The organism is Pantoea sp. CFCC18177 (genome assembly GCF_059412425.1).
The window spans coordinates 25,410-48,321 of the sequence record NZ_JBNBPL010000021.1 but is presented as its reverse complement, the minus strand read 5'-3'; the positions used below and the strand labels follow the sequence as shown (position 1 = coordinate 48,321).

At 50.6% G+C, this 22,912-nt stretch carries 26 protein-coding genes; 11 read left to right on the top strand and 15 right to left on the bottom strand.

The window, feature by feature from the left end; translation table 11 throughout:
• The first annotated feature begins 77 nt into the window (after positions 1 to 77).
• Positions 78 to 848 carry a HalD/BesD family halogenase gene (locus tag ACPUC8_RS19135; RefSeq protein WP_494927048.1) on the top strand — a complete coding sequence of 257 codons (771 nt, stop codon included), beginning with the start codon at positions 78 to 80 and terminating at the stop codon, positions 846 to 848.
• Here ACPUC8_RS19135 and ACPUC8_RS19130 read toward each other — a convergent pair.
• The 8 genes from ACPUC8_RS19130 to ACPUC8_RS19095 all read right to left on the bottom strand — a co-directional run bounded on the left by ACPUC8_RS19130 (position 833) and on the right by ACPUC8_RS19095 (position 9,217).
• Positions 833 to 1,921, bottom strand: coding sequence for a DUF2817 domain-containing protein (locus ACPUC8_RS19130; RefSeq protein ID WP_494927047.1), 1,089 nt, complete (start codon positions 1,919 to 1,921; stop codon positions 833 to 835). The genes ACPUC8_RS19135 and ACPUC8_RS19130 overlap by 16 nt on opposite strands.
• A gap of 25 nt (positions 1,922 to 1,946) precedes the next feature.
• Positions 1,947 to 2,717, bottom strand: a complete 771-nt coding sequence (locus tag ACPUC8_RS19125; RefSeq protein WP_494927046.1) for a transporter substrate-binding domain-containing protein — start codon at positions 2,715 to 2,717, stop codon at positions 1,947 to 1,949.
• 181 nt (positions 2,718 to 2,898) lie between these two features.
• Positions 2,899 to 3,762: a PfkB family carbohydrate kinase gene (locus ACPUC8_RS19120; RefSeq protein WP_494927045.1), complete on the bottom strand. Its 864-nt coding sequence runs from the start codon at positions 3,760 to 3,762 to the stop codon at positions 2,899 to 2,901.
• A gap of 2 nt (positions 3,763 to 3,764) precedes the next feature.
• The gene (locus ACPUC8_RS19115) at positions 3,765 to 4,622 is read right to left on the bottom strand and encodes a MurR/RpiR family transcriptional regulator (protein WP_039331097.1); all 858 of its coding nucleotides are present in this window, start codon (positions 4,620 to 4,622) and stop codon (positions 3,765 to 3,767) included.
• On the bottom strand, positions 4,622 to 5,593 hold the full coding sequence (locus tag ACPUC8_RS19110; protein WP_494927044.1) for an ABC transporter permease: 972 nt from the start codon (positions 5,591 to 5,593) through the stop codon (positions 4,622 to 4,624). Before ACPUC8_RS19110 ends, ACPUC8_RS19115 begins: the two co-directional genes overlap by 1 nt.
• 33 nt (positions 5,594 to 5,626) lie before the next feature.
• Positions 5,627 to 7,129, bottom strand: a complete 1,503-nt coding sequence (locus tag ACPUC8_RS19105) for a sugar ABC transporter ATP-binding protein (RefSeq protein ID WP_494927043.1) — start codon at positions 7,127 to 7,129, stop codon at positions 5,627 to 5,629.
• Between the two features lie 16 nt (positions 7,130 to 7,145).
• On the bottom strand, positions 7,146 to 8,186 hold the full coding sequence (locus tag ACPUC8_RS19100; RefSeq protein WP_494927042.1) for a sugar ABC transporter substrate-binding protein: 1,041 nt from the start codon (positions 8,184 to 8,186) through the stop codon (positions 7,146 to 7,148).
• A 50-nt stretch (positions 8,187 to 8,236) separates the two neighbouring features.
• Entirely contained in the window at positions 8,237 to 9,217 is a 981-nt protein-coding gene (locus tag ACPUC8_RS19095) for a TIM barrel protein (protein ID WP_494927041.1), read from the bottom strand.
• Positions 9,218 to 9,486: 269 nt separating this feature from the next.
• Between ACPUC8_RS19095 and ACPUC8_RS19090 the strand changes: the two genes are divergently transcribed.
• The 4 genes from ACPUC8_RS19090 to ACPUC8_RS19075 all read left to right on the top strand — a co-directional run bounded on the left by ACPUC8_RS19090 (position 9,487) and on the right by ACPUC8_RS19075 (position 12,439).
• Positions 9,487 to 10,248 carry an alpha/beta hydrolase gene (locus ACPUC8_RS19090; protein WP_494927040.1) on the top strand — a complete coding sequence of 254 codons (762 nt, stop codon included), beginning with the start codon at positions 9,487 to 9,489 and terminating at the stop codon, positions 10,246 to 10,248.
• A gap of 27 nt (positions 10,249 to 10,275) precedes the next feature.
• Positions 10,276 to 10,950: a heavy metal response regulator transcription factor gene (locus ACPUC8_RS19085; protein WP_494927039.1), complete on the top strand. Its 675-nt coding sequence runs from the start codon at positions 10,276 to 10,278 to the stop codon at positions 10,948 to 10,950.
• Positions 10,947 to 12,338 carry a heavy metal sensor histidine kinase gene (locus ACPUC8_RS19080; protein WP_494927038.1) on the top strand — a complete coding sequence of 464 codons (1,392 nt, stop codon included), beginning with the start codon at positions 10,947 to 10,949 and terminating at the stop codon, positions 12,336 to 12,338. The genes ACPUC8_RS19085 and ACPUC8_RS19080 overlap by 4 nt, the downstream gene beginning before the upstream one ends.
• A 23-nt stretch (positions 12,339 to 12,361) precedes the next feature.
• Positions 12,362 to 12,439, top strand: coding sequence for a hypothetical protein (locus ACPUC8_RS19075; protein ID WP_494927086.1), 78 nt, complete (start codon positions 12,362 to 12,364; stop codon positions 12,437 to 12,439).
• A gap of 59 nt (positions 12,440 to 12,498) precedes the next feature.
• On the opposite strand, the gene nfsB is transcribed toward ACPUC8_RS19075, so the two are convergent.
• Entirely contained in the window at positions 12,499 to 13,152 is a 654-nt protein-coding gene (gene nfsB / locus ACPUC8_RS19070) for an oxygen-insensitive NAD(P)H nitroreductase (RefSeq protein ID WP_494927037.1), read from the bottom strand.
• Positions 13,153 to 13,229: 77 nt separating this feature from the next.
• Positions 13,230 to 14,231, bottom strand: a complete 1,002-nt coding sequence (locus ACPUC8_RS19065; protein WP_494927036.1) for a zinc-binding alcohol dehydrogenase family protein — start codon at positions 14,229 to 14,231, stop codon at positions 13,230 to 13,232.
• Positions 14,232 to 14,361: 130 nt separating this feature from the next.
• Between ACPUC8_RS19065 and ACPUC8_RS19060 the strand changes: the two genes are divergently transcribed.
• The 3 genes from ACPUC8_RS19060 to ACPUC8_RS19050 all read left to right on the top strand — a co-directional run bounded on the left by ACPUC8_RS19060 (position 14,362) and on the right by ACPUC8_RS19050 (position 16,622).
• Positions 14,362 to 15,267 carry a LysR family transcriptional regulator gene (locus ACPUC8_RS19060; protein WP_494927085.1) on the top strand — a complete coding sequence of 302 codons (906 nt, stop codon included), beginning with the start codon at positions 14,362 to 14,364 and terminating at the stop codon, positions 15,265 to 15,267.
• 99 nt (positions 15,268 to 15,366) lie between these two features.
• Positions 15,367 to 16,317, top strand: a complete 951-nt coding sequence (locus ACPUC8_RS19055; RefSeq protein WP_039331117.1) for an aliphatic sulfonate ABC transporter substrate-binding protein — start codon at positions 15,367 to 15,369, stop codon at positions 16,315 to 16,317.
• 116 nt (positions 16,318 to 16,433) lie between these two features.
• Positions 16,434 to 16,622: a YjfB family protein gene (locus ACPUC8_RS19050; protein ID WP_039331118.1), complete on the top strand. Its 189-nt coding sequence runs from the start codon at positions 16,434 to 16,436 to the stop codon at positions 16,620 to 16,622.
• Positions 16,623 to 16,729: 107 nt separating this feature from the next.
• On the opposite strand, the gene ACPUC8_RS19045 is transcribed toward ACPUC8_RS19050, so the two are convergent.
• The 3 genes from ACPUC8_RS19045 to ACPUC8_RS19035 all read right to left on the bottom strand — a co-directional run bounded on the left by ACPUC8_RS19045 (position 16,730) and on the right by ACPUC8_RS19035 (position 19,323).
• Positions 16,730 to 16,888 (bottom strand): hypothetical protein, encoded by a 159-nt coding sequence (locus tag ACPUC8_RS19045; protein ID WP_156138056.1) that lies wholly within the window; start codon positions 16,886 to 16,888, stop codon positions 16,730 to 16,732.
• Between the two features lie 210 nt (positions 16,889 to 17,098).
• A complete protein-coding gene (locus ACPUC8_RS19040) occupies positions 17,099 to 17,968 on the bottom strand; it encodes an ATP-grasp fold amidoligase family protein (protein ID WP_494927035.1) in 870 nt (289 codons plus the stop codon).
• 5 nt (positions 17,969 to 17,973) lie between these two features.
• Positions 17,974 to 19,323, bottom strand: a complete 1,350-nt coding sequence (locus ACPUC8_RS19035) for an oligosaccharide flippase family protein (RefSeq protein ID WP_494927034.1) — start codon at positions 19,321 to 19,323, stop codon at positions 17,974 to 17,976.
• Between the two features lie 425 nt (positions 19,324 to 19,748).
• Here ACPUC8_RS19035 and ACPUC8_RS19030 point away from each other — a divergent pair, with 425 nt between their 5' ends.
• Positions 19,749 to 20,363 (top strand): class I SAM-dependent methyltransferase, encoded by a 615-nt coding sequence (locus ACPUC8_RS19030; protein WP_494927033.1) that lies wholly within the window; start codon positions 19,749 to 19,751, stop codon positions 20,361 to 20,363.
• Between the two features lie 53 nt (positions 20,364 to 20,416).
• Here ACPUC8_RS19030 and ACPUC8_RS19025 read toward each other — a convergent pair whose 3' ends face one another.
• Together ACPUC8_RS19025 and ACPUC8_RS19020 are read right to left on the bottom strand one after the other, a co-directional pair.
• Entirely contained in the window at positions 20,417 to 20,716 is a 300-nt protein-coding gene (locus ACPUC8_RS19025) for an XRE family transcriptional regulator (protein WP_039331123.1), read from the bottom strand.
• A 223-nt stretch (positions 20,717 to 20,939) separates the two neighbouring features.
• Positions 20,940 to 21,209, bottom strand: coding sequence for a diacylglycerol kinase family protein (locus tag ACPUC8_RS19020; RefSeq protein WP_494927032.1), 270 nt, complete (start codon positions 21,207 to 21,209; stop codon positions 20,940 to 20,942).
• A 221-nt stretch (positions 21,210 to 21,430) separates the two neighbouring features.
• Between ACPUC8_RS19020 and ACPUC8_RS19015 the strand changes: the two genes are divergently transcribed.
• Complete coding sequence (locus ACPUC8_RS19015) at positions 21,431 to 22,180, top strand: YoaK family protein (protein ID WP_494927031.1); 750 nt, start codon at positions 21,431 to 21,433, stop codon at positions 22,178 to 22,180.
• A 78-nt stretch (positions 22,181 to 22,258) separates the two neighbouring features.
• Complete coding sequence (locus ACPUC8_RS19010; RefSeq protein WP_494927030.1) at positions 22,259 to 22,888, top strand: LysE family translocator; 630 nt, start codon at positions 22,259 to 22,261, stop codon at positions 22,886 to 22,888.
• Positions 22,889 to 22,912: the final 24 nt, after the last annotated feature.

Genomic DNA, 22,912 nt, shown 5'->3' with positions numbered 1-22,912 from the left:
TTAAATTTATATCGTTACGCAGTAATTTATCAGCGAGTTACAGTCTAAATACACCTGTCATCATGAGAACCGCTGCTATGTCTGCACTGATCCGTTTCGATTTACACCCGTTAGACAACGCCGACTGGCGACGCGCTTGTCGCGATCAGCTTAACCAACAGGGTGCGCTGGTGTTACGCCAGTTTCTACAACCTGCGGCGCTTCAGGCGATTATTGCTGAGGGTGATGCACAGCGCCACTTGGCCTATCACACCCTCAGTAAGCACAACGTTTACCTGATGAAAGCGGATGAGGCTTATAGCAACGACCATCCACGCAATCGCGATGTGATCAGCACCAAGGGTTGCATCACTGATGATGTAATCGCCGCCGAATCGCCGCTACGCCAGTTGTACAACGACGTCTTGTTTAAAGAATTCCTGTGCGATGTGCTGGGTGAAACCGCGTTGTATCCTTACGCCGACCCGCTCTCCTCTATCAATTTGCACTACGCACCTGATGGACAGGAACTCGGCTGGCACTTTGACAACTCATCCTTTGCCATCACCCTGTTGGTGCAGAAACCGCGCGCGGGCGGCGTTTTCCAGTATGTGAAGGATTTGCGCGATGCCGATGCCGGAGAGATGAACTTCGACGGCGTCGCTGCCGTACTGGATCAGCGACAGCCGGTTGATGATCTGGCGATCGAAGCAGGCGATTTAGTGCTGTTCCGGGGGCGTAACTCGTTGCATCGCGTCACGCCTACCGAAGGCAACATCACGCGGATGCTGGCGGTGCTGGCCTACAATACGCAACCCGGCATCGCCCTTTCCGAGACCGCCCGCATGACGTTTTACGGGCGCTTATGATGTTCCGCTAACAGCGCTTTCCAGCCGCGCACAAAAATTTGCTGGGTGCGAAACGCCACCAGATCGCGCCAGTCGCGGTCTGCGGGCCAAAACCCCTCCACCAACTGTTGTTTGATGGCGATCCCTTCCTCGCTGGTAGGGTCACCTTGCAAATGCAGCCAGTGATCGTCGCGTACCCGGCGATGCATCTCTTCACCCGCATAGGTGCCGCACTCCACCACCAGCGGCAAGAGGTGCGTGTGTGGCAACGCATCCAGCAGATATTGTGAAACATAGCCTGTGGCAGTGGCCGTGACGCCGGTTTCACTGTCTCTGCCTGCGCCCGTATACAGCAGCGTCAGCCATTCGCCATACACGCTTTTTCCCCATTGATGGGCAGCCACAGCCTGTTCGGCAATCGACAACAGCATTGGATGGCCCCAGGCGCCCGCGCCGGTGTGCAAATCAAAGCTCAGAATGGTTTTCGCCTGCGACAAGTGGCGGGTGATAATGGTTTGCAGGGTGCGATGGGACCAGCTTGGCTGCTCACCACCATAGAAAAAACCGTCAGCTGAGTGATATTGCCCGGCTTCCACCACCCGCTTCATTGCTAACCACCCATCACTGCTGAGGGTCTCTTGAAGCAGTTGGTCGGCTTGCACACGATCGCCGTGGTAGATGCCGTGCCAGGCGGCATACTCCGGGTTAGCCGGTGCCGCCTGGCTGAAATCAATGAAGTTGCGGTTCAGGTCGATATTGTCTTCATTGACGCGACGCAGGTGGGCCGCACCCCACGGGTTTAGCAGATGCAGAAGCACTATCGCGGTGTCATCGGGTAGCGCGGTGAGATTGAAGCGACTGAGCCAGTCAATCTGGCTATCAGAACCGTAGTAGCCTTCCACTCCGTGAGTGCCAGAGATCACCAACATCAGCTTAGTGGCGTTGGCATTTCCTATCACGGCAACATCGGTGTAAAGCGCCTCACCTTGTGGACCGGACAACGGATGTTTGTACGAGGTTAACGCGCCATGTTGCCGCTCGACGGCGGCGAGAAAACGGGCGCGTTGTGATGCGTAGTGCGGTAGTGCTGACATGGGTTTTCCTGTGCGGGTATATCGCTTACGGATAAACTTTAAATTTAAAATACTTCTTCGCTAGCTGATCGTAAGTGCCATTGGCGTGCAACGCTGCCAGCGCGCTATTGATCAGTTTCAGGTTAGCTTCATCGTCCTTGCGTAAGGCAATCCCAACGCCATCACCAAAGATGGTTTTGTCCACCAGCGTGGCTTTGATGGTAAAACCTTTACCTTCGGGGCTGCCTAAGAAGCCCTGCTCAGCAGAAACGGCATTGGCGACGCTGGCATCCAGACGCCCCGCCACCAAATCTGGATAGACTTCCATCTGATTAGGATAGGACACCACATTTACGCCCTGCGAAGCCCATTTGGTTTTGGCATAGGTTTCCTGGATGGTGCCTTGCGCAACGCCAATGGTCTTACCGCGCAGCGTGGAGATATCTGCGGTGAGCTTGCTGTCTGCGGGAGTCAGTAATGCGCTGGGGGTGTTGTAAAGCATGTCACTGAACGCGACCTGTTCACGTCGTTTGTTGGTCATCGACATCGCGGAGAGAATCGCATCAAACTTCTTCGCCTGCAGTGCCGGAATGCTGCCATCAAAGCCAATCTGTACCCACTGACACTTCACTTTGGCCTGGGCACAAATCGCATTACCAATATCGATATCAAATCCCTGCAGTGAACCATCGCTGGCTTTAGATTCAAACGGCGGGAAGGTCGGATCGACGCCAAAACGCAGCGTCTGCTCAGCGAAAGAGAGATGGCTGAAGGCGCTGAGTGAAAGCAGTAAGGCGAAGGACAAACTCTTTTTCATGGTTATCTCCAGCAGGCAGGTTAAGGCATAACAGCATGCAGAGTTAATAACATGACGGGCGGATTACCACCACTGAATAAATGGAAATAATCTAGAGGGAATTCTTATTAAACAGAATGAGTTAAGCGAATTTTTCTCCGGCAGTAAGAGAAACTTAATGCCGGAGAAACAGCGCGTCATATTATGCCTGTAAAGGCCGGGAAACATGCTCAGCTGCGGCGATATTTGCTTTCTCCGCGGCTGTTGACAGGCCACAGCCCGATAGCAACGCCTGGCTCAGCACCCCGACGAAGCAATCTCCTGCCCCATGCGTGCTGACGAGCTGGACAGGAACAGCAGCAAGGGTGTGAGGTAACTGATTGCGTTCACAAATGGCCAAACCCTGTTCACCCGCCGTAACAATCACTTGCGGATAGGTTTGTGCCAGCTTTTGTGCCGCAGCACCAGCAGATGCCAAATCTGTGACATCCACCTGGCACATATCGCGAGCTTCCACCGCGTTAACGATGAGTAACTGGATACAGGCTTGCAGTTCAGGTTCGATATCGCGCGCCGGTGCGGCGTTGATGCACACCGGAATACCCTGCTGTTTAGCCAGCTGCGCTAACGCAATATTGATTCCGGATGGCACTTCATTTTGCAGTATGAGCCAGCCCGCATCGCGCCAGACATCCTCTGCAAGCGCCGATACATCCAACATCCGGTTGGCATTGGACACCACAACGGCACCATAGTCGCCTTCCGCATCACTGATCGCCACGCTCATTCCTGACGCCACACCTGGCAAAATGGCCACGGCATCGGTTTCTACCCCGGCATCACGCAGCGCAGCCAGTAAAAATTCACCCTGCGCATCATCACCCACCGCGCCAATAAAACGGACCGGCGAACCCGCACGCGCAGCAGCAATAGCCTGGTTGCCGCCTTTACCACCAAACTTGTAATGACAGTCGCTGCCCATCACCGTTTCACCTTTTTCAGGCCGATGGTGGGCAGACAGCATAATGTCGTAATGTAAGCTGCCCGCGACAATAATCTTTTTCATAATTAGAAATCTCGCAGATCCTGAACCGCTCGCTGGGTTTTCATCAGATTTGTTTCTGCCAGCTTGAGATCTTTTTTGGCGATAGCGACAAACAACGCATCGAGAATATTTAATTGCGCGATACGTGCAGCGGCATTTTCCCCAAGCAGATGCGATCCCTGAGAAGTTGATGTAAGAACCACATGCGCATTACGCGCAATAGGCGACTCGGCATAATTAGTAATCGCAATAATTTTTGCACCATTACGTGCTGCGAGTTTAATCGGATCATTAACCGCTCGGGTGGCGCCAGAGTGACTGATAGCAATCACTACATCATCATCTGACAGCACTGCCGCTGACATCAGCATAATATGTGCATCATCATAAGCGGTCGATTTAATCCCGATCTTCAGTAGCTTATGCGATAAGTCACGCGCGACAGTCGCAGAGCCACCCACAGCATAAAGATCGATATGGCGCGCCTTAAATAAAATATCAGCCGCGCGATTAAACTCAGAAATATCCAGAATTGACAGAGACTCTTCAATTGCCTGAATGGAGGTTCTGAATACTTTTGCCAGCAATTGTTCCGATGAGTCATCCGGCTCAATTTCCGCATGCAATCCGGCCACTTCAGACTGATTGTAATAGATCAGTCCAGTACGAAAATTACGAAAACCGGTGAAATTCAGTTTTTTAGTAATTTTGACAATCATGGCCTGAGAGACATTATTTTCTTCAGCAATCTCTTGTAGTGACGTTTGCTCATTAATGTCAGGTCTGGCGATAATCGCCTCCGCAACACGCCGCTCCAGCGGCGTTAACTGCGGTAATCGCATACGGATTTGAGCGCCAATGGCTCGCGGATCTTGCTTCATTACCTGCCTCGTGTCGCCCGGTCAATCAACATCGCTATGATAATGATTAGACCTGTGGCAAGCAATTGATAAAAGGCCTGAATATTCAGTAGAGTCAAGCCATTACGTAACGCGCCCAGAATGATAGCGCCGATAATGGTGCCCACAATACTGCCTTTGCCACCCATCAATGATGCACCACCAATCGCCGCAGCAGCGATGGCATCCAACTCCCACAGATTCCCTATCGTCGGTTCAGCCGCACCTAATCGGCCAATCAGGATTAATGAGGCCAGTGACGCCAGGGTGCCCGAAATAATGAATACCGTGACTTTGGTCCGCTTCACCGGTACGCCTGCAACACGTGCGGCTTCTTCATTCCCCCCTACCGCGAGGATATATTCACCTAATGGCGTCTTATTCATCACCACCCATAAAATAAGCGCAATCACGGCCACAATGATAATCGGTGTTGGCACGCCAAAAACATCGCTATTAATAATGCTGCGAAACTCCATGGGAATACCAAATACTGGGTTGCCACCGGTATAAATCAATGCAATCGCACGGAATAATGAGAGTCCACCCAGTGTGACAATGAACGGTTGCAGGCCAGCATAGGCCACCAGCGAGCCACTGAATACACCGCACAGCGCACCAATTCCTAACGTAGCCAGAATGGCCAGCGGGACAGGAACTCCCGCCACCATCATGGTTGCACCTAATACCGCAGAGAGTGCTGCCGTAGGTCCTACAGATAAATCGATACCGCCTGAAATAATGACCAGCGTCATCCCTAATGCAATCAAAGCATTAATTGATGACTGCTGTAAAATATTCAGCAGGTTCGGCACGGTGAAAAACACCGGTGATAGAAAAGAGAACGTGACAACAATAATTAATAACCCAATTAATGTACCCGCATCGCGCAGGTTAAATTTAAACCGTGCCGCTGGTGCAGCCGCAGGCTGAGTATCACTTTGCGTAATCATAAGTTTGCCTTTGTAGAATATGCAGATGAAACGTTATACGGCTTCTTTAATATCGTTAATGGCAAAACGCGCAATGTTCTCTTCGGAAATCTCTTCCCCCTTAAGCTCGCGGGTAATCTTTCCTTCACGCATCACTAATACGCGATCGGATACCCTTAAGATCTCAGTCATTTCCGACGACACCACCACTATCGCTTTGCCCTGCTGGGCCAGTTTTTCAATCAGATTATAAATTTCCGCTTTGGCACCAATATCAATTCCCCGGGTTGGCTCATCAAACAGGAAGACTTCCGCATCCGCTGCTACCCAACGTCCAATAATCACTTTTTGCTGATTGCCACCACTTAAGGTGCCAATCGGTTTTTCGATATTAAGCGGGCGCAGTTTTAAATCGGACATCACCTGCTGCGCCACGTTATTCAACTTCGCTTTACGGATAACGCCAGCCAGCGTGAAGTGACGCATCGACGGCAGCGCCATGTTCACTTTTACCGCTCGCGCCTTAATGATGCCCTCTTTCTTGCGATCTTCTGGCACCAGACCAATACCGGCGCGAATGGCCGCGCTGACATTGTGATTTCGCACCGCCTTGCCATTAACGCGCACTTCGCCGCTGCTGCGCTTGTCGATGCCCGCAATCAGTTTCAGCAATTCCGTACGCCCTGCACCCACTAAACCGGCAACCCCTAAAACTTCACCTGCGCAGACGTTAAAACTGGCCGGTTTAATTTCGCTGCCACGTGCAACATTCTCGACGCTCAGCACTTCACGATCTGTCGCCCAGGATTGGTGCGCGAGTTTTTCGATCTTACGCCCCACCATTTTGGCAACAATGCTCTCTTCCGTTTCATCGCAGATGTTCACCACACCGACCTGACGGCCATCGCGCATGATGGTGGCGCGATCGCACACCTGGAAAATCTCATTCATTTTGTGCGACACGTAAATCAATGACACACCGGTAGATTTGAGATCGCTGATCAACTCCGCCAGACGCTCAAACTCACGCGGCGTCAGGCTGGAGGTCGGCTCGTCCATGGCGATGATTTTGGCTTCATCCAGCAATGCCCGCGCGATCTCGACAATCTGCTGCTGCGACACCTTGAGGTTCTTGATTGGTTCAGCAGGATTGATGCTGGGATCAAGTTGCTTCAGGATGTGCACTGCACGAGCCATCTGAGCCTGCTTATTAACGAACAAACCGTTACATGTGGTCATCGGACGGCCAAGAAACATATTCTGAGCAACGGAGAGCTCCGGAACGTGTTGTAACTCCTGATGAATCATCGCGATGCCCGCGTGACGCGCGCTGAGTGGATTTTTCATCATCACCAGATCGCCATTGACGTGGATATCACCACTGTCCGCCGCCCGCACGCCTGACAGAATGTTGAGCAGTGTGGATTTGCCCGCACCGTTCTCACCAATCAACGCGTGTACTTCGCCCGGCCGCACCATAAAGTCCACATCCTGCAGCGCCGCTGCACTGCCGTAGGTTTTATTGATGCCACGCATCATTAAGCGATACTGTTCCATACGCTCTCCGCCTGTTTTACTGCTGTGCCAGTAACTGACGCAGTTTGTCGTTATCTTTGGTAGAGAAAGCGTCGGCGTTCTCTTTAGTGATCAATGCCTGCGGTGTAGCAATAACGCGAGACAGTTTCTGGCCGTTCACCAGTCGCAACATCACTTCCATCGCCACTTCACCCGTCAGCACCGGGAAACTGTCCACCGTGCCGGTGAGTTCACCGCGTTTAATCGAAGCGTAGGCATCAGAAATGCCATCGGTGCCAAATACCGCCGTCTGCTTCGCTTTATTCAATGAACGGACGGCTTCCACCACCCCGAGTGCCATGGTGTCATTGTTGGCATAGAAACCAATTAAATCAGGATGTTGTTGTAAAATGGTCGATGCCGCATTGAAGGCCTGCTCACGGCTCCAGTTGGCCGGCACGCTGGCAACAATATTGAATTTGCCGTTCGCCTGCAGTGTCTCTTTAAAACCGGCGGTACGCTGTCCAGCGGCGTAAACGCCCGGCTGGCCCTCAATCACCGCCACTTTGCCACCCTGCGGATAGTGCTGAATGAACCATTTCGCGACGCGCACACCATTATCTTTCTGCACGTTACCCACGTAGTACTGCGCACTTGGCACCACCGCATCGTTAACGTTAACCACGGGAATGCCCTTGCTGCTGGCACTTTCCAACGCTGGCTCAAGGTTGATATCGGTTTGCGGTGAGACCAGCAGACCATTGAAGCCCTGCGCAATCAGGGTTTCCGCGATCGACAGCTGTCCCATCTGGTCATCTTCATTAGCGGCAGCCTGATAGGCAACCGTGAAGCCATACTGCCTGGCGACGTTCTGATAACCCTCGCCCAACGAGCGCCAGTACTCATTCGTCAGTGTTTTCGATACCCCACCGATTTTGAGCTTACTGTCGACTTTCGGCATTGGGCCGTATTTACTTTCCAGCTGGGTCCAATCCGTGCGGTCCGGTTCGGAGTCAGATTTCAGCGGCGACAAGGTGGCAGCATGAACGCTGGAACACAACAGCGCTGAGGTGATGACAGAGAGTAAGAGCTTTTTCATGGTGTTAGCCTTTTTATCGTTTTAGTGTAGGTGCAGGGTTACAGACTTGCTTATCGGGCAAGCATGATATCGTTCACAATTTGCTGTGAAGACACGGCATCCTGGCGGCTGATGGCCTCTTCCAGTGCAGGATTGTTGTTGAGTTTTTCGCACAGCTTCAGCAAACGCTTAACCGTGGCGATATTGATCTCTGCTTCACGAATCGGATCCAAGCCGCTGGCATCCGGGAAGGTATCGAAGTAGTACGCCCCCTGATAACCGTCGCGCTGCATTTGCCACAGGAATTCCAGCGTGGCGCGGGGATTGACGGAGCCCGCCATCAAACCATCATCACGTTTTCCCCAGCCATCATTTAAGTCCAGCCCCAGCAAGCGAGAACGGCGTGCGACCATCGCGGCGGCAAAAGCAGGCACTTCATTGGCGAACAGTACATGGGCAAAATCCAGCGTAATCCCCAGATTGGCGCAACCGGCCTCTTCTACCGCCAGTAGGCAGGTCGTGGCGTTAGGGAAAATGCTGTATGCGCGCGGCTCATTGGGTTTGTATTCAATACTGACATCGATATCGGGAGCGTATTCCGCCACTTCACGTACTGCGCTGACCGCGTCTTCCCACATTTTTTTATAGTCAGCCTGGAAGCAATAATCGAAACCGTCTTGTCCCATCCACAGCGTCATTAAACGCGAGCCAAACTCCAGACCCGCATCAATGCCACGCTTGGTCAGTTCGATTGCTTCCCGACGGACTTTGGCATCTGGGTTGGTAAAGGCACCTATTTTGAATTGAGGTGCATCCCAACGCATCTGCATCCCGTTCACAGCTAAACCGGCATCCGCGATGGCCTGACGCATGGTTTTAATGTCAGTGGTGATGTGTTGTGGATAGTTAAGATCGAGATGGGTTAAGCCTTGCACGTTTCCCGCACGCGCAACCATCTGTAATACTGAGGGTTTTCCCTGTTGTTCTGGCCAGTATAAATGCGCCCCAGAGGCGAATGAGTTCAAACGTGTCGCAAATTTTAATTCTGACATGAGGAAGGATCCTTCAGTGACAAGTTGTAATGTACTTTCCTTCTTCACGATTATTTGTGAAGTTATGGAATAAATTACACGCCATTGCACGTTTGGCAAGCAGTGCGCCAAAGCACTTGTTGAATTTGCGAGGGGGTTCACGATTTCTAGCCGTTGCAAACAGGGACTGCGTTTCAGCCCTTGTCATTCTTTTGTCATGATTCGCTCACCCTGATGTCAGAGCGCTTTTCATATCCTGTGCCCGAACCTTTCTTATCTGGAGCACACTGATGAAACTGAAAAAATTAACCCTGGCGGCGGGCATCTTGTTGGCCATGGCAGGCAGCGTGGCGCAGGCTGAAGCGCAACCGGTCAAAAATATCGTGTTGGTACACGGTGCCTTTGTGGGTGGAGCGGGCTGGCGCCCGGTGTATGACCGCCTGACTCACGACGGCTACAAAGTGACGCTGGTGCAGGAGCCGTTGACCGGTTTTCCTGAAGATGTCACGGCCACCCGCCGTATCATTGATCAGCAGAATGGCCCGGTGATTCTGGTCGGTCACAGCTATGGCGGCGCGATCATCAGCGAAGCGGGTAACGACAATAAGGTGGTGGGTCTGGTTTACATCGCTGCCCATGCGCTGGATAACGGCGAAACTGAAGCCAGTAACGGCAAGAAATTCCCGAATAGCGCGCATCCTTTTGCCAAATCAACGGATGGCTACCTGACTATTGCGCCGGAAAATTATCACAGCGATTTCGCCGCAGATTTACCGGCTGACGAAGCGGATTTCGAAGCACATGCGCAGATGCCAACCAATGCTGCGGTGTTCACCGCCAACATCCCAGACCCGGCGTGGAAAACCAAGCCTAGCTGGTACATGGTGGCGAAAGCTGACAAAATCATTAACCCCGATCTGGAACGCATGTACGCGAAACGCGCGCACAGCCACACCGTTGAAATTGCCGGTGCCAGTCATTCGGTGTATGAGTCGCATCCTGCTGATGTGGCAAAACTGATTGAACAAGCCGCTCAGCAGGCACAGCCTTAATATCCCCTATCCCGCCCGGAGATACGCATGAAGATTTTGGTGGTTGAAGACGAAGCCAAAGCACGCGATTACATGCGCAAAGGATTGACGGAAGCGGGATTTATCGTGGATGTAGCGGAGAATGGTCAGGATGGTTTGTTCTATGCGCAGGAGCATCATTACGACCTGATTCTGCTCGACGTGATGATGCCCGATATGAGCGGCTGGGACGTCATGGCCGCGCTGGACAAGCAAATTCATACCCCGGTGATTTTCCTGACCGCGAAAGGCACCGTGGAAGATCGCATCAAAGGTCTTGAATTGGGTGCGGATGATTATCTGGTGAAACCCTTTTCGTTTGCTGAACTGCTGGCGCGCGTCCGCACACAACTGCGACGCGGCGGCCAGCAGAAATTACCGGATGTACTGACGCTTGCCGATCTGCAACTCGATATCCTGAAGCGCCGGGTTGAACGCGCGGGTCAGCGTATCGATCTCACCAACAAAGAGTTCAACCTGCTGCATCTGTTTCTGCTGCATCCCGGTGAAGTGTTGACCCGCACCGTGATTGCTTCTCGCGTGTGGGACATGAATTTTGATAGCGATACCAACGTGGTGGACGTAGCGGTTAAACGTCTGCGACAGAAGATCGACGGTCCATTTGCTCAACCGCTGATTCACACCGTGCATGGCGTGGGTTATCGCTGCGAAGCAGAATCATGAAACAGCGCTCGCTGGCCACGCGTTTATCGCTGCTGCTCAGTGTCACGGTGATGGTGATCTTCGCCCTGAGTGGCTTTGCACTTTATCACTCTCTGGCGAAGCAGATTGGCGTGCGCGACGACGCGGCATTACTGACGCGTATCGACCAGATTCGCACCCTGCTGCGCGATGAAGATGCCATCACCCTGATTCAGCAAAAACCACGCCTGTTTGCCAATATGCTTGGCAATACCGAATCCCTGCTGGTGCTGCGTTTTCCCGGCCAGCCGCCTTTGATTGTGGTGAACCCCGGCGCACGCCCGGTGCCGGACATCATCCCGGTACCCACCGATCAACCTTTGGGACTGGCATCCGTTCACCATCAAACCTCACCGGACGGTACACCTTTTATTTCTGCAGCGGCGTTAGTCACCACCCGCGATGGTAGCGGTCAAATTGAAGTCATCACCGGCCGTTTGATGAGTGACCGTACCCAAACGCTGAATAGCTATCGCGACCAGATCATTGTGTTTACCGCACTGGCCGCGTTATGGGTGGCGGGGATCAGTATTTGGCTGGTGCGGCGCGGTCTGTCTCCTCTACGTCGGTTGGCCGCAGAAACCGATGCCATCGATGTCCGACGCTTGTCACACCGTATTCAGTCAGACGATGTGCCGATGGAGCTGCAACCGCTGGTGGCCGCCTTTAATGAAATGCTAAGCCGCCTTGAAGGAGGCTATCAGCAACTGAGCCAAGTTTCGGCGGATATGGCGCACGATCTCCGCACACCGATTGGCACACTGATAGGCCAGACCGAAGTGGCGCTGAGTCAGCCACGCAGCGTGCGTGATTATCAGGCACTGCTCGGCTCCAATTATGAAGAGCTGGAGCGGCTGGCGAAGATGATCGATAACATGCTGTTTCTGGCGAAAGCGGAAGATGCCAGCCAGGCCATGGACTGGCAAATCATCGATCTGTGGCAGTTAGGGGAAAAATTGCGGGATTACTTTGACGGTATGGCAGAAGAGCACGCGATGCGGTTAGAGATGAAGATGCAAGGTGAACTGCGCGCCGACCCACAATTGCTGCAACGCGCACTGGCCAATCTGATCGCCAATGCCCTGCGCTATGGCGAGGGTGGCTCCACCATCAAAGTCGTGAGCACGGAACAGGGTGAGAGTCTTGAGTTAATGGTAGAAAACCGTGGTGCGCCGCTCAGCGTTGAGCAGCAGTCACGTATTTTTGATCGCTTTTGGCGCGCCGATGCTTCACGACATCAGGGCAGCAGCGGGTTAGGCTTGTCCATTGTACGCAGCATCATGCGCTTGCATCACGGCNGCAGCAGTCACGTATTTTTGATCGCTTTTGGCGCGCCGATGCTTCACGACATCAGGGCAGCAGCGGGTTAGGCTTGTCCATTGTACGCAGCATCATGCGCTTGCATCACGGCAGTTGTGCAGTGAAGAGCGAGCACGGGGTGAACAGGTTTAGTTTACGCTTTCCGCGTTAACTATTAGTTGGGTGTTGTAGTGGCGCAATTTATTGCGCCACTACGTTTTCATGCATTTATCAAATAAACGTGAAAATGTCGTCACGCGGCAAACGCGATTTTGGCAGCGCAGCATTGAAATCATCTTCACTGCGATAGCCAAGCGACACCAGCACTACACTGGTGAAACCCTTTTCACGCAGGCCCAGTGCCTGATCCAACGCACGCTGATCAAAACCTTCCATCGGTGTGGCATCGACACCTAACATCGCCGCACCCAGTAACAGGCCGCCCAGTGCCAGGTAAACCTGTTTCTCCATCCACTGCGGGATATCACGTTGTTCATAGCGATGCATATCAACATAGCCACGGCGGCTCTTATCCTGCCCGGCTTTGCCTTCAGGTTTGGCAAAACGTCCGTCCTGCTCTTCCTGCGCCAGTACATTTTGCAGATGCGCTTCATCCAGATCGGTACGCATGCAGAGGGCAATCACATGAGACGCGTTGAGCACTTTGGGGCCGTTATAGACAAACGCGCCGGTAGTGGATTGCGCAATTTGCTCACGCCCTTCTGCGGTTGAGGCCACAACAAAATGCCATGGCTGGGAGTTCACCGAGGACGGGCTGTTACGCAGCACGTTCAACAGCGTGTCGATCTCTTCCTGCGGCAAGCTTTTACCGGCTGTAAAGGCTTTCACGGTGTGGCGACTTGCCACTGCGTCGTTCAGAGTCATGTCATTCTCCTGATTTAAGTTGTGCAATAAATTACGCCACGGCAGCAGCATCCATAAACCAATTGTGTTTCAAAAGGTTAAAAACCGCTGAGTACAATCTTGCCGCGTGCTCGACCGCTTTCAATCAGCGCATGTGCTTTGCGCAAATTAGCGGCATTGATTTGACCATGATGTTCGCCAGCGGTGGTTTTTAGGGTCTGATCATCAATCAATTGGCTGACACGTTGCAAAATATCATGTTGGCGCTGCATATCGGCTGTCTGGAACAACGAGCGGGTAAACATCAGCTCCCAGTGCAGTGAGATGGCTTTGCGCTTCAGCGGCACCACATCCAGCGTGTCAGGATCGTCAATCAACGCCAGCTTGCCCTGCGGTGCCAGCACATCCACCACCTGCGTGTAATAGCTGTCGGTGTGGGTCAAAGAGGCGACATACCGCACCTGCGGATGGCCAATCGCGGCGAGCTGTTCAGCCAGAGGTTGCTGATGATTCACCACATGATGAGCCCCTAATTCACGCACCCACTGCGCCGTCTCTGGGCGTGATGCAGTACCAATCACGGTAAGGTTGGTGAGCTTGCGCGCCAACTGTGTCAGGATCGATCCCACACCGCCGCCAGCACCAATAATCAGCAATGCCGCGTTGTCTTCAGCCTCAATCGCTAAGCGATCAAACAGCAGTTCCCACGCAGTGAGTGAAGTGAGCGGTAATGCAGCTGCATCGGCATCATCCAGTGAACTTGGTTTAACGCCAGCGATGCGTTCATCCACCAGACCATATTCCGCATAACTGCCGGCACGGGTGATATCCCCGGCGTAGAACACTTCATCCCCCGGTTGGAACAGGGTGACGTCACTGCCCACCGCCTCTACTACGCCCACGGCGTCCCAGCCCAAAATATGCGGCTTATCGGTGGGCGCACCGTGACGCACTTTGGTGTCCACCGGATTCACCGCAATAGCACTGATCTTGACCAGCAAATCACGCGCACCGGGCTGTGGTTTGGCAACATCCAGGTCGTACAGTGCATTTTCATCGGAAATCGGTAAACCGTTTTGGCTATAGACGATGGCTTTCATCCAGCAGTTCCTTAATTCATCAGCAAGTTAGGTGAGTTGCCTGCAGAATATCGTGACGCTTGCAGTTGAAAAATGCCCGCAGCAGAGCAACACTTTCACTCTCAGAGTGAAAATCAGCGATAGTGATGAAATGATCCGACTGGAAGATGTCACCCTCTTTGTACGATCCGCTGCGTTAGGCAGTTTTTCCCGTGCCGCGCGCGAGGTGAATTTGCTGCCCGGCCAGGTCAGCGCGGCCATTCTGCGACTGGAACGCGAACTCGATCGCCGCCTGTTTGCGCGCTCCACCCGCAGCCTGCGCTTAACCGCGGAAGGCGAGAAGTATTTGCCTTATGCCCAGGAGATGCTGGCGCTGATGCAGGCCGGTGCCGACAGTTTGCAGAGCCATGAAGATGCATTGAGTGGTGAGTTAAAAATCGCGCTGCCCTCAGATATCGGTCGCCATATTTTACTGCCGCTGATCACGGAGTTTTGCCGTGAACACCCTGCTCTCTCCGTGCGTTTGTCGCTGTCCGACCAAATCAGCGACGTCTTCCGCGATCCGGTGGATATCGCCATCCGTTATGGCAAGCTGGAAGACAGCAGCTATGTCGCGCTGCCACTGGCCGAAGATAACCGTCGAGTGATGGTGGCCTCTCCCGCTTACCTCGACCAACAGGGGCGTCCTGAAACGCTGGAAGAGCTGGCAAGACATCACTGTCTGCCGTTTGTTATGGGTGGTCACGTCTATGATAAATGGACGTTTCCACAGGAGGGCATGCGTAGGCAGATTACCGTAAAAAGTCGCTTACTGTGCGATGACGCTGAAGTCGCGCGTCGCTGGGCAATTGCTGGCATGGGAATCGCGTATAAATCATGGATTGATGTTTGTGAGGATATCCAGCATGGCCGCCTCGAAATCGTGCTGCCACAGCTGCCAGGCGAAAGCACGCCGCTGCATTTAATCTGTCCCCATCGCAAACAGTTCTCCCCTGCGATTCGCGCTTTGCATGCGATATTAAGATCGCATTTACGGGCGATTACCGCTCGGTTGTAATAGCTGAAATTACGCAAAGCTTATGCAAACTTGCAGTTTTGATTGCCCTGATAGCAGCCTTATCATTTTGAAAAATGATAAAACTTCAGGGGGCTTTCAATGCGCAAAACAACAAAGACAATCATTGCTTCACTGCTTTTCTCTACACTGATCTCCAGTGCGCACGCCGAAGAAACACTGCGAATCGGCTATCAAAAATCCTCCACGTTATTAACGCTGATAAAGCAGCGAGGGGATTTGGATAAAGCCTTGGCCGAAAAGGGCATTAAGGTGAGCTGGCACGAATTCACCAGCGGCTTGCCTTTACTGGAAGCGTTGAATTTAAATAATGTCGATCTTTCTGCCGATGTTGCCGATACAGTGCCTGTTTTTGCACAGGCAGCAGGTGCGGACCTGACCTACTACGCGCGAGAGACGCCCTCGCCGGAAGCACAAGCGATTCTGGTGCCAGCGAATTCCAACATCAAAACGTTGCAGGATTTAAAAGGCAAAAAGATTGCCGTGACCAAAGCGGCAGGCAGCCATTATCTGTTGATTGCCGCCTTGCAAAAAGCAGGGCTGAAATTCAGTGATATCAATCCAGCCTGGTTGACGCCTGCCGATGGCCGCGCCGCGCTGGAACACGGCAGCGTTGATGCATGGGTAACGTGGGAACCTTTTGTCACCAGCGCGAAAGTCGAACAGCACACCCGCGTGCTGGTCAGCGGCAAAGGTCTTGCCAGTTATCAGCGCTACTATCTGGTTTCAACGCCTTACGCCAAACAGCATCCTGAAGTGTTGGGCATTGTGTATAAAACGCTCGACCAGGAAGCCAAATGGTTGAAAGCGCACCCCAGCGATGCCGCCAAAATACTCTCGCCGCTGTGGGGAAATTTACCCATAACCACCGTCGAGCAGGCGAATCAGCAGCGCAGTTATGATATTGAGCCGGTTAAAAAGAGCGATCTGGTTGAACAGCAGAAGATTGCTGATGCGTTTTATCAGGCGAAGCTGCTGCCGAAAGAAATTAATGCGCAGGATGTCGGGACCTGGCAGCCAGGTGGGCAATAACGAACGGGGGTCAGACGTCCTGTGCGGCATTGAAGATTTATGCCGCACTGCCGATAGTCGTATCAGGCTTTTTCAAAGCCGTTCAAGCCCCTGTTTGTCGTTTAAAGGAGAGCAAGATGGATGTATCACAAATCGTTTCACTGGCGACCGGCCTGGATAACATGGAGCTCAGCAGTAAGGTGAGCACCTTGGTACTGAAGAAGACGCTGGATAATCAGCAATCGATGGCTGCCGGGATTTTGGATTCAATTCCACAGCTGCCAGCCAATCCGGCGATTGGTCGCAATATCAATACTACTGCCTGATACCTTATGACGTTGCCAGTACAACGTTGAGGACAACCTCGTTTATACACTCCCTACTCAGGGAGTGATTTAAACGGGCGGAATGTGTTTATGTTATAACCCGCTTGTCAAAGCCCCGCCAGCCCCAGCATCACGTTGACGAAGCCTGCAGCGAGAAGAACACCGGCGGGTATAAGGTAATTTTTATCTTTCTTAATACGAGCAATATAAACCATTGCCATAGATGTGGTGATCATCGGAATGCCGATTTTTATAAAGATAGACATAGTATACCTTCTCCCTGGCAATATCTTAATAGCTTATCAATTGTTCACCGCAGACTATACAAAATCCCTCGCTATCTTAATAGCCCTTTCTCGCTGCGAAATGCTCGTCTTGGTCGTCAATGAATACTGCATTGTGCCAGTAGCCAGCACTTGATACTTATTATATTTAAGATCCCTGTTCCTACATTGTTCTGGCAGTGATATTTTACATCATAATTTTAATTGTCCACCCAAAATCACGTCAGCCTCTTGTAAAGTGACATCCAGTCCTGCTGATGGGGTAAAGGTCAATTCACCAAAAATCACCTGACCATTTAGCAGGTAGAAGTCAGCCCGGACAAATTTAAAGTCGGTAGCCAACTTGAATGCATACTCTTTCATTTTATGAAAACCCTCAGGCATCTCAGGCAGTTGATTGTCATTGATTAATTCAATCGTATCCTCGAAAGGCAGCGGGTTCCAGTCCATGTCAAAATAATAAAACTTGGGCGTTCCTTTCTCACGGCCGATGCAGACCATCACCGCGTAGGGCTTGCCATTGAAGCAGTAAAATTTATAGTCATTCGGAAAACCACCGGACTCATTCTCGATGAACTTTTCACATAAAATCTTCCTTTCTATCTTCTTGTACTGCGGCTCAACAAAATGTGAGGAGAAATCTTGCTTCAACCATTCATTCAGCTTCTTATTTGTTTTTTCAACATCCAGCGACGACTTGTTATCACAGATGATGTTATAGCCTGCACCATGATTGCATTTCAGGGCAAATTTTTCAGGCAATGCATCATAGTCGATCGCTTGCGGGTTATCGTACACACCGTAGAGTTCATTAAGAATTTCGCCACAACCTTTAGAGATAATGTACTCTCTGACCTTATACTTATCCGCACACAGGGTGTAGATATCTCCCTTATACTCATTGAACTTAAGCCACTGGATCTTTTCATTGAAATTGGTCGGATTCCTAAGGTTTAACTTCTTCTTAAACTTTATGTAATAGTGCGCCTTTGCAGAAAATTCAGGGGAGATATTCGCACTAAATTTTAGCGCGGACTTAACTGTGTGTTTTATCATTTTCATATAAATTATCTCAGTTTGAAAACATTAAGATGCATGTTGATGATGGTTCTGTTTTTGAAAAAATAATTAAGCAACGTGCAAGACATTATCTCGACGATCAAAAAGCAATACGCAGCACCATTGATGCCGAATGACTGAATCATCATCCAGGACAAGGGGATGGTTAACACACAACACAAACACATTTTCTTCGCGAGGTAGCTGTAACCCGACTCTTTAATCATGTAGCGATAGCAAATTGTTCCTAATGAGGAGAACATTGTCCCGACAATGATGATCGGAATAATATCAACGGCCTTCATAAAACGGTCGCCATAGAGGAAATGGATAAAATACCCGCCAAACAGATAAAATCCTCCCAGCGCAACCAGCGAGCACAGGATGACAATTCTGTTTATCTTAACCAGCAGTTCCCGCACGGTGATGGGGTCTTTCTCACTGTAAATTTTCGAGAAAAAACTGGTGATAAGCGCTAACACAATAAATGACCAGGCACCACCTATGGTTAACGCAACGCTATAAACGCCCAAATTAGAATACGAAATTATTTTCGCTAAAAAGATGCTGGATATTTGGGTGTATATGTCTGCAGATATACTCGATAAAATTAATGCCCCTCCTGTATAGAGCATGTGCCGGTTATACATTCCGGCTCCTTTAGTGCTTTCTTTTACGGGCGTTGTATACTTAAAGTAAATCAGCCGCATTATATAAGGCATTAAAGGGATGATAATGATAGGTATCGTGAAGTAGTAAACAGGCAACTCAAAGTGAGCAATACAGAATCTCACCAATAACGCAACCGACAGGCCGATAACATTTGTTATGGTGTTTATTTTTGATTTGAGCTGTGTGTTGTTATAGATAGAGAAAAAATCCATCACAATATAGTAAGTGGCAATGCAGTTCGCCACACCAAACAAAAAAACAATGGGGTCAGTAAAAAAATAGAGATAAATGAGCACTGCACTTGATGACAGCAGAAAGAAAATACGGCGTTGGTTCTGAGTATGCATCGCTAATGCGATGCCAGACTTGGTATTTTCGCTCATGCGTTTGAACAGAATGTTCTGACCGCCAAACCAGGACAATGTTTGTACAAAGATGAAAAGTGAGGTCGAGATGGCGATCTTACCAAAGTTGTCAGGTCCAATATATTTAGCCATGACTGAGTTGATATAAATCAGCCCGATAATGTTCACTGACTTTTCCAGCATGATCCATATTGCGTTTGAGTACATTTCATATCTCGCAGATGCATATACTTTGTTAATGTGATGTACCTTTTTACTTTCCTCATCACCCCCTTTTCTAAAGAAATGTAAAGTTAACCTATCCATGTTCAAATCACGCACTTGCTTACATTTCACTTATAATTTCTTAGCACGCTCATTTTATTTGGTTGACAGTGTGGCGGCATATAAAAAAATAGTGAAGGCTTTTTTTGACTTATCAGAATTATGACGGGAACAATCTAAAATTGAGACCATCTATAATTTTACAGTTATCATCACACCCACCAATTGAGACTTATTAATCACTTGAACATCGCTAATAATCAAGAGGGTTAAAGTCATACTCTCGGTGAAATTGATGGCTACACTTTATTCATGGGTGGCACTTCTGCTATCGCGAAGTGTTTATTGCAGAAATATAACTAAACTAATACAACTCCGTGAAAAAATGCGTATATTTCGTGACAAGGATCATATTTCATAATTTTATTCTCGCGCTGTATTTTGTTCTAAGATATTGCCAACTGGAATACGAGAGATTAAGCATGAACCACGAAAAAGAAGCCGACCACATTATCGATCTCTACCGTACAGGTGCGGACATCTGGGATAACCTGCGCCAGACGCATTTTATTGAGCAACACTGGCTGGATCGTTTTCTGGCGCTGATTCCGGCCCAGGGTGAGATTCTCGATATCGGCTGCGGCGCAGGCATACCGATTGCGCAGTATTTTCTAAGCCATCAATTTCATGTAACCGGAGTGGATGCAGCAGAACCGATGATTGCCCATTGCCAAAAACGATTTCCTCATTCTGCCTGGCATGTAGCCGATATGCGGAGTCTGGCTTTATCGCGCTCATTTAACGGTCTTATCGCCTGGGACAGTTTTTTCCATTTAACGCGCGACCATCAACGCGCGATGTTTCCGCGCTTCGCCCAGCATGCAAAACCGGGCGCAGCGTTGATGTTTACCAGTGGGCATAGCGATAGTGAAGCGATGGGGACCTTCATGGATCGCCCCCTCTATCATGCCAGTCTCGATCACGCCGAGTTTCGCCAGTTGCTGACGAATAACGGCTTTAGGGTCGTTCAACAGGTGACAGAAGATGCCACCTGTGGTGGACGAACGGTGTGGCTTTCGCAGTATAGGAGTGGCTGACTTTCTGGCGGCCTGAAGGCCGCACCCTACGAACAAACTCAGGCTAAGTCATCTTACAGGGTAAATTCTACATGATCGCCGCCGGGCATATTGACCCCAATGGTAAGCTGGCCCCCTAACGCTTCGACGTAACGTTTGAGTGTCGCTATTTTCAGATCTTCACCCCGCCCTTCAATCGCTGCGACTGAAGGCTGGGCAATACCCATTGCTTCTGCCTGCTGTTTTTGCGTTTTATCCAGCGCTTCACGAAGTTTGTACAACTGAGAATCGAGTCGCATAGCGGCAACTTTAGCATTTACCTGTACGAGCTCTTCTGGCGTCAAATCAGCCATCAGGTCATCTAACGTTTTCATTTTTAGCCCTTACCAGCTGTGACAAGTGTTTTTGATATTCCTGCCCAGTGGTGTTTTAGATAAAGGATATACATTACAGTCTATATCGAAGATTTCATCTATCCAGGCCCATACCTTCTCGTTACTGGAACCCAGTTCAAATCAGGAAGGTTGAAATGATGCAAAGCTTTGGTGGAATGTGACTCATATTGCATATTTATCGGTGATTTTGAATTCTCCTCCCCTACACCTCCGTGGGCGTTAACACCACCAGTGACCTTGCATTCAAGGTGCCATCACCGCCGCCAACGATAACCATATCCACCTCATGCTGATGCGCGATGATCAACTCACTGTAACTGCGTTGCTCATCCTCATGCGGCGTAATTAATGTGAAACCCGCCGATTGCAATTTACGTTGCGCGTGTTGTGCCCACTGTTCACCACGACGCGAACGGCGATTGACCAGCAGCAGCGCACGCCGTTGCCCAGGTTGAGCACCCTGAATTGTCATTTTCTTTGCTTCCTTATATATCCAGTGACTTCCAGCGAAAGTAAACACAGAGCACCAGACTGACAATCTTCCTTAGATATCTTTACATCCAAATTCAGATTCATCTATATCACTAAGTTATTAAGAACGTCTTAAGATATTTGTGCTTCACTTATTGATTGGCGAACACCAGATTTGACGCATTGCGTTATCACAATACTCTCGATGAGGAAGGGTGAATTATGCTGATAAAACTGAAGCGAACCAGAACCCATATTGAAGATCGAAATCTTGCCCTCTGCCTGGCGACCTCAGCAGGCTTGCTGAACGCGATGGCGCTGGCGGCATTTGGTTTCTTTCCCTCACATATGTCTGGCAACATCTCGCAAATATCCAGTGATTTGAACGACATGGACATCCGGAACCTGAAAATTTTTATTGCGATGATTGGGGCATTTGTTAGCGGTGCGGTGGTCGCACGCATCTCCGTGGTACTGGGTGTGATTAATGGCCTGCGCACCATATTCAGCTGTATTCTGCTGGCCGAAGGATTGCTGTTAATCCTTACGTCGTTATTTGAGATCTATTATTTCTCATCGAATAATAACGCTGAAATATTGTTGTTGCTCGCCTTCTTAATGGGTGTCCACAACTCCACCTCGACACAACTCTCCAATGGACGGGTGCGCTCCACGCATATTACCGGCACCCTCACCGATGCCGGTATCTCAATGGGTTCGGTGTTTATCGCCTTATTACGCCGCGATCCGTCAAAAAATATTCGAGCCTTTAAGCAGCAACTCAATACCCATCTGGTGACGATTTTCTCCTTCCTCACCGGCGGGATTGTCGGGCTGTTGATCTTCAACGCATTGGGTTTCGGCTCGCTAATGGGCCCAGGGCTGATTTTGGTGGTGATCGCCTCACTGTCGATTATTTTTACCCTGTTTAAAGTCAAAAACCGTCGACACGCGAAAGCGGTTGCCAGCTAGATGAAAAATGTTCCATAGCCAATCTCGTCCACTAGCGATATAACGGGGAAAAGGACAACCCCCATCGCAGAGGACAATATGGCGCTTTCACACGAACTGATATTGATTTACACCACCTATTTTGTGGCTACGGCCAGCCCCGGCCCAAGCAATATGGCGATTATGGGTACGGCAATGAAAAAAGGGCGCGGTGCGGCCCTGGCGCTGGCCAGCGGGGTGATTGGCGGTTCGATGATGTGGGCGCTGTTAGCAGCCTGTGGCGTATTAACGGTGCTGGCGACCTTTGCACAGCTGTTGATCGTGCTAAAAATCGGTGGGGGGTTGTATCTGTTATGGCTGGCGTTTAAAGCCGGCAAATCTGCCCTGCGCCGTCCTGATGCCACGGAGTTTATGGCCAGCGGCGAAAAACCCGCGTTTGGTAAATTATTCCGCCAGGGCATCCTGATGCATGTGGGCAATCCTAAAGCCATTCTCACCTGGGTGGCGATCATGTCTGTGGCATTAAAACCCGATGCTGCGGCCTCAACCTTGCCGATGATCATCGCGGGATGTGCAGGCATTTGCGTGCTGGTGTTCTGCGGCTATGCCGTATTGTTCTCAACCAGCGTGATGGCGGCATTTTATCGCCGTATTCGTCGCGGCCTGGATGCTTTGCTGGCGTGCTGCTTTGCGCTGGCTGGCTTAAAGCTGGTATTGAGTCGCAGTTAACGCGAAAGGGTGTGAGCACCGCCC